The sequence below is a fragment of the Anaerotignum neopropionicum genome, from assembly GCF_001571775.1.
Lineage (GTDB): Bacteria > Bacillota > Clostridia > Lachnospirales > Anaerotignaceae > Chakrabartyella > Chakrabartyella neopropionicum.
Genome location: NZ_LRVM01000002.1, coordinates 351,631 through 365,394, shown reverse-complemented (window position 1 = coordinate 365,394; position 13,764 = coordinate 351,631). Strand labels below are relative to the sequence as shown.

The 13,764-nt window shown below is 37.7% G+C and carries 13 protein-coding genes; 1 reads left to right on the top strand and 12 read right to left on the bottom strand.

All coding sequences use genetic code 11. The features are described 5' to 3' along the window. Window positions 1-64: 64 nt before the first annotated feature. The 10 genes from CLNEO_RS05440 to CLNEO_RS05395 all read right to left on the bottom strand — a co-directional run bounded on the left by CLNEO_RS05440 (window position 65) and on the right by CLNEO_RS05395 (window position 11,435). Window positions 65-1,009, bottom strand: a complete 945-nt coding sequence (locus tag CLNEO_RS05440) for a DUF3991 and toprim domain-containing protein (RefSeq protein ID WP_066085614.1) — start codon at window positions 1,007-1,009, stop codon at window positions 65-67. Between the two features lie 289 nt (window positions 1,010-1,298). Beyond that, window positions 1,299-3,968 (bottom strand): MobP3 family relaxase, encoded by a 2,670-nt coding sequence (gene mobP3 / locus CLNEO_RS05435; protein WP_066085613.1) that lies wholly within the window; start codon window positions 3,966-3,968, stop codon window positions 1,299-1,301. Between the two features lie 18 nt (window positions 3,969-3,986). Next, window positions 3,987-4,409 carry a hypothetical protein gene (locus CLNEO_RS05430; protein WP_242864160.1) on the bottom strand — a complete coding sequence of 141 codons (423 nt, stop codon included), beginning with the start codon at window positions 4,407-4,409 and terminating at the stop codon, window positions 3,987-3,989. Between the two features lie 398 nt (window positions 4,410-4,807). Further along, the gene (locus CLNEO_RS05425; protein WP_066085611.1) at window positions 4,808-5,062 is read right to left on the bottom strand and encodes a DUF6103 family protein; all 255 of its coding nucleotides are present in this window, start codon (window positions 5,060-5,062) and stop codon (window positions 4,808-4,810) included. 69 nt (window positions 5,063-5,131) lie between these two features. Next, complete coding sequence (locus CLNEO_RS05420) at window positions 5,132-6,298, bottom strand: HipA domain-containing protein (RefSeq protein ID WP_066085610.1); 1,167 nt, start codon at window positions 6,296-6,298, stop codon at window positions 5,132-5,134. An 87-nt stretch (window positions 6,299-6,385) separates the two neighbouring features. Further along, window positions 6,386-6,763, bottom strand: coding sequence for a DUF3846 domain-containing protein (locus CLNEO_RS05415; protein ID WP_066085607.1), 378 nt, complete (start codon window positions 6,761-6,763; stop codon window positions 6,386-6,388). Window positions 6,764-6,895: 132 nt separating this feature from the next. Further along, window positions 6,896-7,945: a C40 family peptidase gene (locus CLNEO_RS05410; protein ID WP_242864169.1), complete on the bottom strand. Its 1,050-nt coding sequence runs from the start codon at window positions 7,943-7,945 to the stop codon at window positions 6,896-6,898. A gap of 128 nt (window positions 7,946-8,073) precedes the next feature. Further along, window positions 8,074-8,814 carry an SAM-dependent methyltransferase gene (locus CLNEO_RS05405; RefSeq protein ID WP_066085605.1) on the bottom strand — a complete coding sequence of 247 codons (741 nt, stop codon included), beginning with the start codon at window positions 8,812-8,814 and terminating at the stop codon, window positions 8,074-8,076. 136 nt (window positions 8,815-8,950) lie between these two features. Continuing rightward, window positions 8,951-9,226: a CD3324 family protein gene (locus CLNEO_RS05400; protein ID WP_066085603.1), complete on the bottom strand. Its 276-nt coding sequence runs from the start codon at window positions 9,224-9,226 to the stop codon at window positions 8,951-8,953. A gap of 379 nt (window positions 9,227-9,605) precedes the next feature. Continuing rightward, complete coding sequence (locus tag CLNEO_RS05395; protein ID WP_066085601.1) at window positions 9,606-11,435, bottom strand: VirB4 family type IV secretion system protein; 1,830 nt, start codon at window positions 11,433-11,435, stop codon at window positions 9,606-9,608. Window positions 11,436-11,580: 145 nt separating this feature from the next. Between CLNEO_RS05395 and CLNEO_RS05390 the strand changes: the two genes are divergently transcribed. After that, a complete protein-coding gene (locus CLNEO_RS05390) occupies window positions 11,581-12,102 on the top strand; it encodes a histidine phosphatase family protein (RefSeq protein ID WP_066085599.1) in 522 nt (173 codons plus the stop codon). Between the two features lie 270 nt (window positions 12,103-12,372). Here the strand turns inward: CLNEO_RS05390 and CLNEO_RS05385 are convergent, their stop codons facing one another. Both CLNEO_RS05385 and CLNEO_RS05380 read right to left on the bottom strand, forming a co-directional pair. Further along, window positions 12,373-12,921 carry a GNAT family N-acetyltransferase gene (locus tag CLNEO_RS05385; RefSeq protein WP_066085597.1) on the bottom strand — a complete coding sequence of 183 codons (549 nt, stop codon included), beginning with the start codon at window positions 12,919-12,921 and terminating at the stop codon, window positions 12,373-12,375. Window positions 12,922-12,935: 14 nt separating this feature from the next. Then, window positions 12,936-13,412, bottom strand: coding sequence for an SAM-dependent methyltransferase (locus CLNEO_RS05380; RefSeq protein ID WP_066085595.1), 477 nt, complete (start codon window positions 13,410-13,412; stop codon window positions 12,936-12,938). Between the last annotated feature and the right edge of the window lie 352 nt (window positions 13,413-13,764).

Here is a 13,764-nt window from a genome sequence, read left to right as displayed (position 1 = left end):
AATTTTTTTATAAAGTAGAAACTTTAGAAGCAGAGGGTGTTTTTTGAACTCCCTCTGCTTATTTTTATGCCATTTTTATTTCATAACTTTGTGGCTGCCCATTTATGCTCTCTTGCAAATCCTCATTAAAATCTTTAAGTGTAGGGGAAATACGAGAAGCAATTTTACCTTGTTCGCATAATAGATTTTTAAACTTCTCACACGCCTGAATGCCAGCTTTATCATTATCCAAGCACAGCACCACTTTATTAATTTGAGGATTCAGTTCCAACTGTTTCAGCATTGCCTGTTCCGAAAGTCCACAAAGAGAAACATAGCTGTGCTTTTTCCAATCACTGCTTTTATGTAGGCTGATGAAAGACAACATGTCGATAGGTGCCTCAAACACATAGAGTTGGTCACTTGTTCCACAGAAATGAAAGCTGTAACAAGAATTACTGCTGTCAATATTTCCTTTGTAGCTCTTACCTTCTGTGTAGATTCCTCGTTTATGTGCGTGTCGAGCCACCCCATTTTCATCTAATCCTACAAAAATTGCATTGTGATATTCCTTTGTACCATCAGCCGATTTTTCACAGCTTTCATACAGCAACTTTTCTTTTGCAAAAAAGCTCACCACATCACTATCAATGCATCGGTGCTTGATAAGATAGGCAAACGTTCTACGCATATCTTTGTTCTGTGGTGGCAGTACAAACGGCTTTTTTATTTCTTCTTTCTTTTCTGCACAATGATAGACTTCACCACTCTCACCACCAAGGAGCATCGTTACCGCATCGGGAAACGATAGCCCGTAAAAGTTTTGCACAAAGTCAATAGCAAGCCCCCCTTTTTCTTTGGCATGGTCATACCATTCATTCCCTCTGACAGTAATACTGTGGTCACTTTTTAACCGTTTTTCTCTGCCGGATGGAAGCAAAATTTCACCTTTTTGATGAAGAAAATATTCAAGGTCAACTTCATTTGCTCTTTGCTTTTGTTCCTCTGTAAAATGAATGTATTTACCCATAGCGATACCTCCTTTATGATTTTTTACCGATTTTACGATGAAAAGCTGTCCTTTTGATGGGACAGCCTTTCCTATTTGGTTTCACATTCTGTTTTTCTAATACCTTCGAACAATAAGTAATTTTCTTCTTGTTTTTCATCATAAAAATCCTTTCTATATAGATTTAGGGTAAAAAAATAACAGCCCTTCATTTTGAAAGACTGTTAGAAACATATTTATTTTGATTCCATATTTGATTAAAAGTTCTTTTATATTTACACCAAAGATTTAATAGACTCACCTTGTAAATTTACAAACTCATATTCTGTTCTTGGTCATCTTCCTTATGACCCTGTGCCATTTTCTTCTCTTTCATTTTCCTGAGTAACTTGCTGTCAATCGTTATTCCCCTTGAGGATTTCTCTACAGGCATATTATCTTCAAATACTTTACTCATATGGTGGAGCACTCGTGTAGCAAGTAAACCTACCGATGGCTCTCTCCACTGTTCTATGTGGTCAAGGAAAAATTGAGCATATTCATTGCCTTGCTCTGCCGAGAGCATAAACCATTTTATTGCCGTCTCTTTATCCCTTGGCACAACCTTTCCCATTAGAAACATCTTGCCAAGTTGATATTGTGCAAATTGATTGCCATGTTCGGATGATTTTGTTAGCCAGTGAACAGCAGAAGAGATATTTTTACAGTTTACTTCGGTGATATAGATTTTCCCAAGACGATAAGCTGCCCACTCATTATCCTGCTCTGCCGAGAGGGTGAACAACTCCACTGCTTTTGCAATATCCTGGGTAATATGTTTGCCCTCAAAATTAATCTTGGCAAGAGCATACTGTGCAAACTGATTTCCGCTATCCGATGCCGTTTTCAAATACCCAACAGCAGTTTCTACGTCTTTTGCGGTTGGACTTTCTTCACCAAGAATTATTTTAGCCAGTGAATAGCATGCAAAAGTATTTCCCAGCTTTGCGGATTTTTGAAAGTATTCTTTTGCTTTTGAAATGTCTTTCTCTGTTCCGATGCCATTTTGCAACATCCACCCAAGGCGATACAGTATTTTATCATCGTGGCTTTGCTTTTCCAAAGCGGTAAAACCAATAAAGGCTTTTTTGAAATGAACATTACTTTCTCCTTCATTTTTGTCTGTACCAATTGCATCACGATACATTTTCGCCACTTCAAAATCGGCATATGGGAAACCCTGTTTCGCAGAACGCAAATATAATTCGAATGATTTTTCATTGTTTTGCTCCACACCCTGCCCACGCAAATATTGCCCACCAAGAGAATATTCCGCAAACTTATATTTCTGATTCGCCGACTTTGTAAACCAATCTGCGGCCACTTCATAATTCTGCTCTGTCCCAAGACCTATGGCATACATCTTACCGATACGGTATTGCGTATATTTCCAAGGCTTTTTATTTTCTACAAACTGAAAATCATTAAGAGCATTTTCATAGTATTCCTGTGCCTTTTCATCATCAATCTCAACCCCGAGACCATTTGCATATATCCGTCCCAAGTCAAAGGTTGCAAGAGCATTTCCTTTTTCTGATTCTTCTTGCAACAATATGCACGCCTGTTCAAAGTCTGGTTCTTGTTCTTCTGTACCAAACAAAAACTTGCGAGCCTGCTTGTATTCTTCCGTCCATTTTACATAGGGAAAAGACTGTTCTTCCACGGCATCATCAATGGATTCCTCCATGAAATCAGATACTTCCATAAGGGGCAGTATTTCTTCTTCAAAAGAATTCTCCTCAATCACTTGGCTATAAATTGAATCCGTACTCCTCTCGTCATCAATCATTTCACCTATTTGGGGTTCCGAAAAGCCCATTTCATCTTTGGAGAGTTTATCTACTTCCGTGATAATAAAATTCTTGATGGATTTAAACTCTTTTTGCTTTGAAAGTTGCAATGGTTCAGGCAGGTTATCAGAATAACTGAGAAGTATCTCGTTTCGCATTTCATACCAAAGGTTATATGCCTTTGCCACATTTTCATCTTTGGCAAGCTCATCTACAATGCTGTCCACAATACTTTTTACATTTGGCTGCAAATATCCATAAACTCTTTTACCTGTGGTGTGCTTTAGTTTTTCCGTAAGAAGCAAAATCAGTTCTTCCATTTTGGAATTTTGTATTGTGCCTGTTTCCATTTCCGCAATCAACTGTAGCAGTGATTTTTCGCTTTCTGCCTTTAGGTTATCCCTCCTTTGGCTCTGCTTCTCATAGATGCTTCTCATTTCATTTTTAAAAATATACAGCAACAATCCCGACTTGATATTTTTGATGCCCTCCTTGGTGAGATACCCTCTGCGAATATCTGTGGAATAACAAATCATGTGAATGTGAGGATGATGACTCTCATTATGAAAAGCTGCGTACCATCTAAAGTCCTCTATTGGTATTTTCAAATTTTCTGCAATGGTAGGTGCATAAAGGGATAAAAAGTTTTTCCAGTTTTCTGCATGGTCAAACCCAGTACTGACAGCATCTTCTCGCCTAAGTGATATGATAGGTGTCCACACATTCCCCTGATGATTGGATACTTCATCAGCAACCTTGCTGAGAATAATTTCATCATCTCCGCTTGTAAACAAACCATGGGAAGACAATTTTTCAACTCTTGGACGGTTGGCAATGTAGTCAACATAATTTTCCTTTTTCGCCACTATATCAAGGTTATGTTCTAATGCAATGGAAATAAAGTCAGATGCATTTTCAATTGTTTTGTTTTGAATATAATCTTCATACTCAAATAAATTTTGACTGTCGGGTAACTCCTTTAAGATATTTCTGATAAGCTCTGTCTGCTTTTTTGTGGAAGGGAGATTTTTATTTTCAGCACTAAACTTTTGTACACCACTTCTTGTTGCAATGTATTTTACAAGATTGGATAGATGTGCTGTATTATTACCGCCTTTTAGATAAGGACATTTAAAAATTATCCTTGGCATAAAAATCCCCCTTTTTTCTTATTCCCCAGTACCCATTTGATACTTTACCGCATCCTCCATATTAATTCTGCCTTTATTTCTTTTTACTTCGACAACACATCTGCCACGAAGTTTTCGCAAATCTTCATCACTGATTTCAAGTCCAGCGGCAAGAATGTTCATCATCATACTCGTCTCTACCGACAAACGGAAGAGGTTTGCTGATTGACGATTTTCGGTTTCTCGCAGTGTGCCTTGAATTGCTCCAAGCAGAATTTTAGAAAGATAATCTGTACTTTGATTACTAACCAAATATCCCATATAAAAGGCCAATGCTTTTTCAATAAATTCACTACGGTTATTGCAGTTATCTTCTTTCAATAAAATATCCATTTTTTCAAAGGTATAAGGATACAGCCAAACCGCTGTCCTTTTCTTATTTTTGTTTTGTGGTTCTTTCAAAATATCACCCCCAAAGGTCTATACCACCTCTCTGACCACCTTGTAAATGCCGTAATCATAGTCATTTCATTGATTGCTGACCACCCAAGCATCACAAAATCTGTTTTCCGACCACCTAACGGAAATGAGAGAAAAGCTCGGCACTGCCGAGCTTTGTGACCGAGAGGAGGTCGCTTGCGACCACCTCTCTTTATCCTGCACCTAAATCAATGGGTGAGTTCACTTAAGATTTGTGATGTTGTGTGGTGATTTGAGTTCTGTTTTCATCGCATTTCACATTTTCCCCACACCTTTCCAAATTCGCCCCCATTTTCTTATTATGGTGTTACTACCCCACCCAGGGTACAAAAGTGGTACACAAGGGCACACAATCGGCAACAACGGCGAATATCACCTTCTTATGAATTGCCATTTACTGTTTGAGAAGCATTCGCCTTGGCTGTTTCCATCTTTTTAGGCTTACTCGGCGTATTTTCACACTGCAGTTTATCCTCTATATACTCTCGTGTTGGTTGTGGCACATACTTTTCATAGAGCTTTTGGATGGTATCGGAAAGTTCTGCTTGCAATTTCACATCCTTTTTTTCCATATAGTAAGTGAGTGCATCCAGTTTTTCCTTTTCAAAAGTAATGGTTAAGGTTGCTTTTTTCATTGGATACTCCTTTCCAAAAAACAAAAAGCACACCGCATAATACGATGTGCCACTTAGCTTTTTCTGTTTTTATATCATTTTGTGGGATTGCATATGCCGTTGTTCCTGCATAAGCTCTAGCAACAGCTTCGCTCTTTGCTCAAAGTTTCTAATAACAAAATCGATTCTTTCCTTATCCATAAAAGAATTTTGAGAAAGGTTGGTTCTGATTCCATCTCTAAGTTCAAGGACACTTTCAACGTCAAATTTCTGCAAATCACTGACTAGCTTTATCTGTTTTTCATGGGTCTTGGCAAACGGTTTACTTTCTATATCATCAACTTCTACCTTGGTTGGCATAGACATAAACAGAGATGTACCACTGTCAAAGATAGGTGCCGCCCCCAATACTTCAAGAGTATTACTATTTCTCACAATGCCAAAGTTGTTCATGTGTCTGTCAGTGTTAGCAATCAAGAAATCTGTTACCAGAATTTTTTCTATATTTTCAACTGCATTCACAACCCCTATCTTTTCGTAGGATTCTATTAAATGTTCATATGCAGAAAGGTGATTTGGCTTCTTGAAATGACTGTACACGCTCCATGCAGACACTAGCTCTGTATCCTTTGAGAGAAAGTTTTTACACAGGCTGTATGGCATTCCGTCCTCAAAAATCACTTCATATTCCACATGTGGCAAACGAAGTTTTTCCATCACCATTCCTGCTATTTTCTCATTAAACGGCTCTTGCCTAAACACACCGCTGGCTCCTTTTAGGAGGTATCTGTCTTCATTTAAGATAATCCATTTCTTTTTCAACCAGCCATCAGATGTATTATCGGGAGATACTAAGCTGAAACTGTCCAGCTGTTTGCCAAACAAAATTTCACCCATATCCTTGGAAAAGTTATTTTCAAAGAAATTAATTTTATCAAAGTCAAGGTCAGAACCTTTTGGGCAAATCCAGTAGCAGTCCGATAAGCTGAGCCCATAACATTTAAGTGCCAAGCCACCTGTATTCAATTCACCAACTTCTTCAAGTACACGGTCAATATTTTCTCGACTTGCTGGAATGCTTCTCCCTTTAAACCAATGATTCAGTGCTTTTCTGTCAACAATCTGATGCTCAAAACGGACTCCAAGAGGAATATGCTCCGCCTCTATGACATTAAACACCTTCACAATTGTGCTTGTTTCTTCGTCTATTTCCATCTCCAAAACATTTAAATTTTTGTGCTTGAGGTAATAAATCAATTTCTCACCTACTTTCCAATCTTGCCTATTATTCTATCATTGTTTTATGAAGAATTCAAACAAAATCAGCGTACAAGTCATGCTGGTTTACTTGAAATCAAAACCCATAAATGTCATTCGTGGTTTAAGCTCCGGTTCTTCCCCTGTAAAAGCAGGAACATCAGAAAACATTTGAATATATTCTTCCACCTGTTTGTCATCCAGTGAAACAAATTCACCTTCTTCACTATCACCACAAATAAAAAATGAACCACAGATAATATCTGAGCCCAAGCGTCGGTTTGGTTCCATTCCATTTAGCTTTCCTTCTTCATTGACAACAGCAAGGCATCCATCATCAAGATAAACACATTCAATGAGTCCACCAACTTCCGCTTGTAACGCCGCAAGAGTGTTATCAATTTCTTTTACTACTGGCGGCTTACCAATATCCATTTTTACAACCTTAATTTTATTTTCTTTCATTCCACATTCCTCCTAAAGCTTACTTTTCCAAAACCTCTGCCTAAATAAAGATCATTTCTTGAAATATTGCCTTTGCTCTAAGCATAATATAATTCCTCCTATTTCAATGAACATCCATCTTTGATTAGATTTTTAATTAGTATCTGGTAGCCTACCGAACCCAAGGAAATGCTTCTGCCAATACTTTGTATTAATATCAGCATAGCCAATAGGATCTCCTGCGTGAATCATCTTTCCATTCCCCACATAAATCCCTATATGAGATGCCACACCTGCACCTGCATAAGTCCCTTTGAAAAACACCAAATCACCAGGCATTACTTCATCTTTCGGTACCAGCACACATTGATTATAGATTCCAGTGGCAGTAGTTCGAGGGAGATTATAAACTCCCGACTGAGTATAGACCCAACAAACATACCCCGAACAATCAAAGGACGTTCTTGGATTTGAACCACCCCAAACATAGGGGTAACCCAAGTATTTTTCTGCTTCCTCAATTAGGTCTTTGTAACTGCCATCGCCAATAGGTTCACCGGGGTATTGAAATTCATCTACACCGATTGCTCCATGCCCGTACTTCACCAATGCATAAATGCGATTGGCATTCATTTGGTTTTCTGATGTCACCGTAATTTCCATCATATTTTCAATGTTTCTGTAAACAATCGAAAGGTCTGTGATGGGAACTGCTGCGGTATAGGTTTCTTCGCCTTCATTTCCCTCCTCGTCCATGACGGTTCGAGTACGCTCCTCATAGGTTACAAAGCAATCTGAAAATCGCAATGTATTGATGAGAGATGGGCGGTCATCGCCGAAATACAGAGCATAAAAAACAGCCTTAACTCTTATTGGGTCAAGGCTGTTTCCGTCTTCTGTTTGGTTGTTAATTTTGTGTATACCGTAATCCAATAGTTTGAAGCTGTACTGCATATCTTCAATATACTCTCTAAATTCTGCGGGAACATTGCCCGATATGACACCGCCATTAAAACATAAATCTATTGCTGTAGTGTTGTGGTCTGCTGTTGCAGACATGATTCCAATTAGCATTGCAAGGATAACAATAATAGGCGAAAAGATTGCAACAATTGTCCAACACATGCCTCTACGGAGCTTATCATTACTCAATCCCATCACCAAAGCCTTGACAATTAAAACAGGATTTGCAATAAAAATCACCTCCAAATTCAAATCTATTCCTTGGATACGTGGTTTGCAATAACCTAGAAAGACTTTCATGTTTGTCTTGTGCATTTTGAGGTATAAGCTATTTATTAGGCTCTGTTCAATTCTTGCTGAATAATTTGTTATTCAATATTGTCTAACAAATATTTTTTCCTTAGCACAAAAGCAATAAAATTCAAATACTGGCCGCCACCTGCACCCATTGTCTTGCGGTCGTTAACGGCAATCTCATTTTCCTGATTCAACCAATCTGCCCAAAGCTCATCGTTGTTTCCCTTCATCTCATAAGTTGAAATAACCTCGGCATCCCGACTATGATTTAATATTTCCTCCCAATAATTAATATCTCGCAGATATGCAAGCTGTTCCGGTGTCCACGAAAGAAGTAATTCTTTTGGCAGATTGTCATGGCAATCCTTTTTCATACCGGGAACACAGACGTAAAGATAACCGCCGCTTTTTACAAAGGGCAATAGCTTTGCATCTAAATATTCTGGGTCACGTCCCCAAAAATTATAGGAGTCCGTACTAACAACTGCATCGAAAAATTCTTTCTCGAAAGGCAAGTCAGTTGCATCCGCTTTAACGGGGGTAATTTGTTCAGGGGTTAGCCCCATTTCATAAAAGAACCTGCAGTTCGCATTGGGTTCACTCCATAAATCGGCAGCATAAACCTTGAAGCCATAATCTTTTGCCAGCATAACGCTTGTCAGCCCTTGCCCACTTCCAAGGTCGCAAACAATACTGCCAGCAGGAATTTTATGATTTAGAAGCATTTCTTCCTGCAATTTGAACGGGTTAGGCCCCATGATTTTGGACATTAATTCTGGGGTGTTGTACTTTTGACTTTTTGGATATTCCATTGTGATTTCTCCTTTTCATTATTTTCTTTTTATCATAGTTTCATTATACTTCCCTTCCATGGTAAAATCTTCCTACAAAACAGTTCAGAATTAAAAAAGCGACATGGCGGTTTTAATCCATGTCACTTTCTATAATTCATATATTACTTTTCATACTAGACAATATCTTGTAGACAGTTTTTGGAGATAAAAAATATTTGTTTGACAACTCTTCAACTGTCGTGCCACAATTATATTCTTCAAAAATAATAGCGTTTCGCTGGGCATATATTTGTTTGCTGTTTTTAAGCTCTCCCCATGCCTTTTTATTCTCGTTTTTCCGTGGAATATAAAGATATTCTCCATCTATATGTTGCTGTATCGCCGTAATTAAACTGTCTGGCAATACGCAAATTGCATTCTTATAGTCCATTGTGCACCTCCTAAATATTCAAAAAATAGGATTACGCAAGGACTACCTTCATATTTTAATTATGCGATAGCCCTTGCTACGCACAATACCGACTCCAATGAACCTTTTTTGATAAGACAATGCCCCTTTCATATTTATCTTCTGTTTGCCTTTGATAAACCATTCTAACCTATAAGACTACTGACAGCTGATTATGCCAAATTATATCTCTCATTTTTTAGTATATCCATAGCATTATGTACTGTCAAGGCGGCATCTCTGTTTTTCTGTCTGCTCATATGGACAAAACCCTTGTGCAGTTGGCTACGAGGATTCTTTCCTGCAGTATTTCTTCTTATGATCAAGAAAACCTCACTTCTTGTTGCCCAAATTTTCCTTATTATCTGCCACCAGCCTTCCCAAACAATTTTTCCTTGTATGTCGGAGCATGAACGACAAGGTTATATCGATCGTTACCGCATTTATACAAACATACTCCACGCTGAGGAAACTTGATAAGATTGTATTCACTTTGTTCAAGCTGTAAGGTGTCCATATAAAACTTCGCATCAACAGCACCTGAATTGAATAAAAATTGATGTGTTGGGATGGAGAACAACGGCTTTGTCATCTCACGAATGCCTTCAATATTAAAGTCCTCTAAATTCTGGCTGGACAGAATTACGGAGGACTCTTTCTTACGTACTCTTTTCATAAAGTTTCTGATGTACTCAATTGCAGTCATATTTGTAAGGAATAAATACAATTCATCAATGGCGGCCGACGTATGCCCCTCGGTAAGAAGTTTGTCACTCATAAAGGATAGAACATTGAACAGCAAAGCATTCTTTACATTCTTACTTGCATTTAATAATCCTTTTACACCAAACACAATAAATCTGTTTGAAGTGATATTGGTATGTCCGTTAAAGAACTTACTCTCTGCGCCTATACACATAGAATGCAGTCCAAGTAGAATTTCCTGTAACAATTCAGCTGTATAAAGCTGATACTTTGCTTTGTCATAGTCTTTATATTCTTTCTCAATCAGAGCATAAAGGTCAGACAGGATGGGATAGTCCTTAGATTCAAGGGATGCAAAGTCTATGTTATCACTGATATTCCAATTGGAATACAATTTGCCAAGCATAATTTCAATGGCATCAATATGCCTATCATCAAAGTCTTTATAGCAACGGAAAAAATCTTTTAAAAAACTGATGTGCTGACTGAGTTTGGTTGCTTGTCTGAATGCAATGGGTGCATCCTTATCCTGTGGCGAGCCACCGTCATCCCAGCTTTTCGGCTCCAAAGGGTTTATCATATACTGCCCGCTCATCAAGTCCACAAAACAACCACCTAAATTTTCTGCAAGCTCACCGAATTCATGCTCTGGGTCAAGGCATATTACGCTTTTACCTGACTCTAAGATATTACATAAAATCAGCTTTAGAAGATAGCTTTTGCCTTGTCCCGAATTACCTAATATGAGGATACAAGGATTGGTTTTATCATCATCTCGTTTATCAAAATCCACAAGAATGTTACTGCCAAACTTATCTCTGCCCAAATAAAACCCGTTGCTGTCTGTTTTCCCCGAATAATTAAAGGGGTACAGATTTGCAACGGATGAGGCTGGGAGGACTCGCTCAAACTGACTGGCAAAAATGTTACTTCCAGATGGACCAACGCAGAAAAACCCTTGTTGTTGACGGAGCAACAGCCTATCAACATTTAGCTTACTTCGAACAAGTTCTGTCAAAATATCAGTTTGTAATAGCTTTAGGCTGTCGTAGTCCCTTGCAGTCAATTCAATATACACTGCACAATGCAAAAGCGGCTCACGGTTTCTATGCATTGTTGATACCAATGCAACCACATCCTGCAGATTGCTTTCAGCCGTGACACTTTCTTGCAAATCGTTAGTGTTTGCAGTATTCATTCTGTTCTTATTTGTAGCATTATGAATGATTCTTTTTTCTTCTGTTGGTGTTACTTGTCTTGTATAGATACGCAGTGTCACACCATCTTTCTCACCTAAATGGCTCAGGATTGCCTGCTCTTCCGTTACTGTGGGATATTCACGAAGCGCCCAGACACATCGGAATGTGTTGCCGCAAATAAAATGGTCAGCCTGAAACTTAATGATGCCCGGCGCGATCATGTCGAGGAAATCCTTAATTTTGGCATCCTCCCTCAGAGGAACCTTTGGTTTTGTTTGCTTTACCATAATGCTTACTTCCTTTCTTTTAACTCGTATCATTGAAAAAGCCGCCACATTTCTATGATGGCACTAACACTTTTTGGTATAACCATGGTATAATGGGCGCATGTGATTTTTGCGTTGTTTATAATAATGGGAGGTTAAACATTTTATGATATATCTTGTACGTCACGGTGAAACCGATTGGAATTTATTCAAAAGATGCAACGGTATGACCGAAACCTATTTAAATCAAACGGGATTGCTACAAGCAAAATTACAAGCTAAAAATTTAAAAGACATTAATTTTGATGTGTGCTTTTGCAGTTCACAAATACGAGCTCGCCAATTTTGTGAAATTCTTTACAGTAGCTCAGTTATTTTTGACGAACGACTTGTTGAAATGTTCTGCGGGGAGTTTGAAGGTATGGAAGAGACACCTGAAATGATGAAAGCGTTTTGGCAAGCAATTCAAACTGGGGATAGGGGCACAGAGCACTTTCGTTCATTTATAAAGAGAAACTGTGATGTATGCGACATGATTGAAAAAGATTACAAAGGTAGAAATGTTTTAATTATTACCCACGCTGCAAATACACGTGTAATAAACTATTATTTTACAGGAAAGCCCCAAAATTATGATTGGAATAAGCAAGTAATTCAAAAAGGTGAACTGATAACATTTGCTAATTAAATTTAAGAGTATGAGCACAATGGGAAGCTGATATACGGTGTGGCCAGTGCCCACACATGGAAATGTGTTTCCACACCGATAGTGCATTCATATCTAAAAATAATTTAACTTAACTGCTTGATACGGTTGCAATACTTTAGTTTTCATCTGTTTTCATCTTTCCTTTCTTTATTGATGTTGAAAAACAACAAAAGCAACCTCCATTAACGAAGATTGCTTTCGTGTAAACAGGATTGTTTAATTATAATGTTTCACTAAGATGCATGCTTATTAAAAAATATAATCTTGTTTTAGCATTCCATATAAATAGTAATCACACCATGTAGATACCATCTTCCCTTGACGAATTTTCCCCTCTTGAACGAATCCACACTTTTCCATCACATGACAGGAAGGAATATTTCGTATATCAACATCACTCCAAAGTCTTTTAAGCTCTGTTTTTGTAAAACAAAATTTTACTGTTTCAGATAATGCCTCAGTTGCATACCTATTTTTTTGATATTTATCAGATATACGAAAAGCAACCTTAGCCATTCTGTTATTTTCAATTAAATACACCCATATCTCACCTATAACTTTATTCTCTAATTTGTGTACGATACCCCAATGAAAGCTTTTTGTTTGCTTTTCAGGAACTGAAAATAACAACTCTGGATTTTTATCACATTTGCCTAAACTTTTCCCCCAATATTTATACATTGCTTTATTGGGCATCCACTCTCGCAAATCTTCCACATCATCAATATTCATAGTTCGCAATAACAGACGATCAGTTTCGAGAATAGGTTTAAGAACTGTATAGTCACTTAAACTCATATAATCACCTTCTCTCAAAAATTAAACTCGCTAGACCAGTCAAATTCTCCAGATTCTTCATTGCATTTTGGCCAATTAGCGCACCAATTTGGAACAATAATATTTTCTACACGGTCAAGGCTTGGGGTATATGGTTTTATATCCAATATTGGGCTGCCCTCATCTGCATCAATATAAGCTAGTCTTATAACCCCGTTTTCAAAGTCAATGTGTTTTACATAAGCAGTAGTTAGAGCAATAGGATTTGGTCTTTCAGGCGACCGTGTAGCAAATGTCCCAAGTATTTCTGGACCTTTTTTATATGGGCTTTTTTCTATTAGCTTATGCCGTGATTCTGCATTATCACAACCGTCAAACCACCATATGACCTGAATATAGCCAAATCCATCAAGCCCTGTTAATGCTGAAATATATTCTTCTTTCAATTCAATCACTTTTTCGTCGTCACGAACAGCAATTTTGCCGATAGCATTCATATATAATTGTTTCATACAATTACCTCCGAAATATTTTTTTCGGTACCGATAATCTAATTGTAGCAAGTATAATTTATACTTCAACCCTAATTTTTAAATATTTAAATAAAGACATCTCTTTGATAACTACTGATCACCAAGCACCACCCACCTCTCACCGTCAAAATCCTCATATCTATCAGTGGTGATATTCCACTCGAAATACACTCACAAAATCCTATTAATATCTGCATGACCTGCTTGACTCTGTATAATGCTTTTTTGTTTTTAAAGCCTTTTCTTGTTCTAGGATGTAAAAAGCAACCTTTCAAATCGAGAGGTTGCTCGTACTAACTTAGATTTTATTTATTCTTATAAGTTATGCAGA

Coding starts and splice junctions, on each gene's coding strand:
- CLNEO_RS05415 (WP_066085607.1), bottom strand. CDS start 6,763: ATGAAAGAAAATAAAATTAAGGTTGTAAAAATGGATATTGGTAAGCCG.
- CLNEO_RS05405 (WP_066085605.1), bottom strand. CDS start 8,814: ATGGAATATCCAAAAAGTCAAAAGTACAACACCCCAGAATTAATGTCC.
- CLNEO_RS05385 (WP_066085597.1), bottom strand. CDS start 12,921: ATGAGTTTAAGTGACTATACAGTTCTTAAACCTATTCTCGAAACTGAT.
- CLNEO_RS05390 (WP_066085599.1), top strand. CDS start 11,581: ATGATATATCTTGTACGTCACGGTGAAACCGATTGGAATTTATTCAAA.
- CLNEO_RS05380 (WP_066085595.1), bottom strand. CDS start 13,412: ATGAAACAATTATATATGAATGCTATCGGCAAAATTGCTGTTCGTGAC.
- CLNEO_RS05425 (WP_066085611.1), bottom strand. CDS start 5,062: ATGAAAAAAGCAACCTTAACCATTACTTTTGAAAAGGAAAAACTGGAT.
- CLNEO_RS05400 (WP_066085603.1), bottom strand. CDS start 9,226: ATGGACTATAAGAATGCAATTTGCGTATTGCCAGACAGTTTAATTACG.
- CLNEO_RS05395 (WP_066085601.1), bottom strand. CDS start 11,435: ATGGTAAAGCAAACAAAACCAAAGGTTCCTCTGAGGGAGGATGCCAAA.
- CLNEO_RS05440 (WP_066085614.1), bottom strand. CDS start 1,009: ATGGGTAAATACATTCATTTTACAGAGGAACAAAAGCAAAGAGCAAAT.
- mobP3 (WP_066085613.1), bottom strand. CDS start 3,968: ATGCCAAGGATAATTTTTAAATGTCCTTATCTAAAAGGCGGTAATAAT.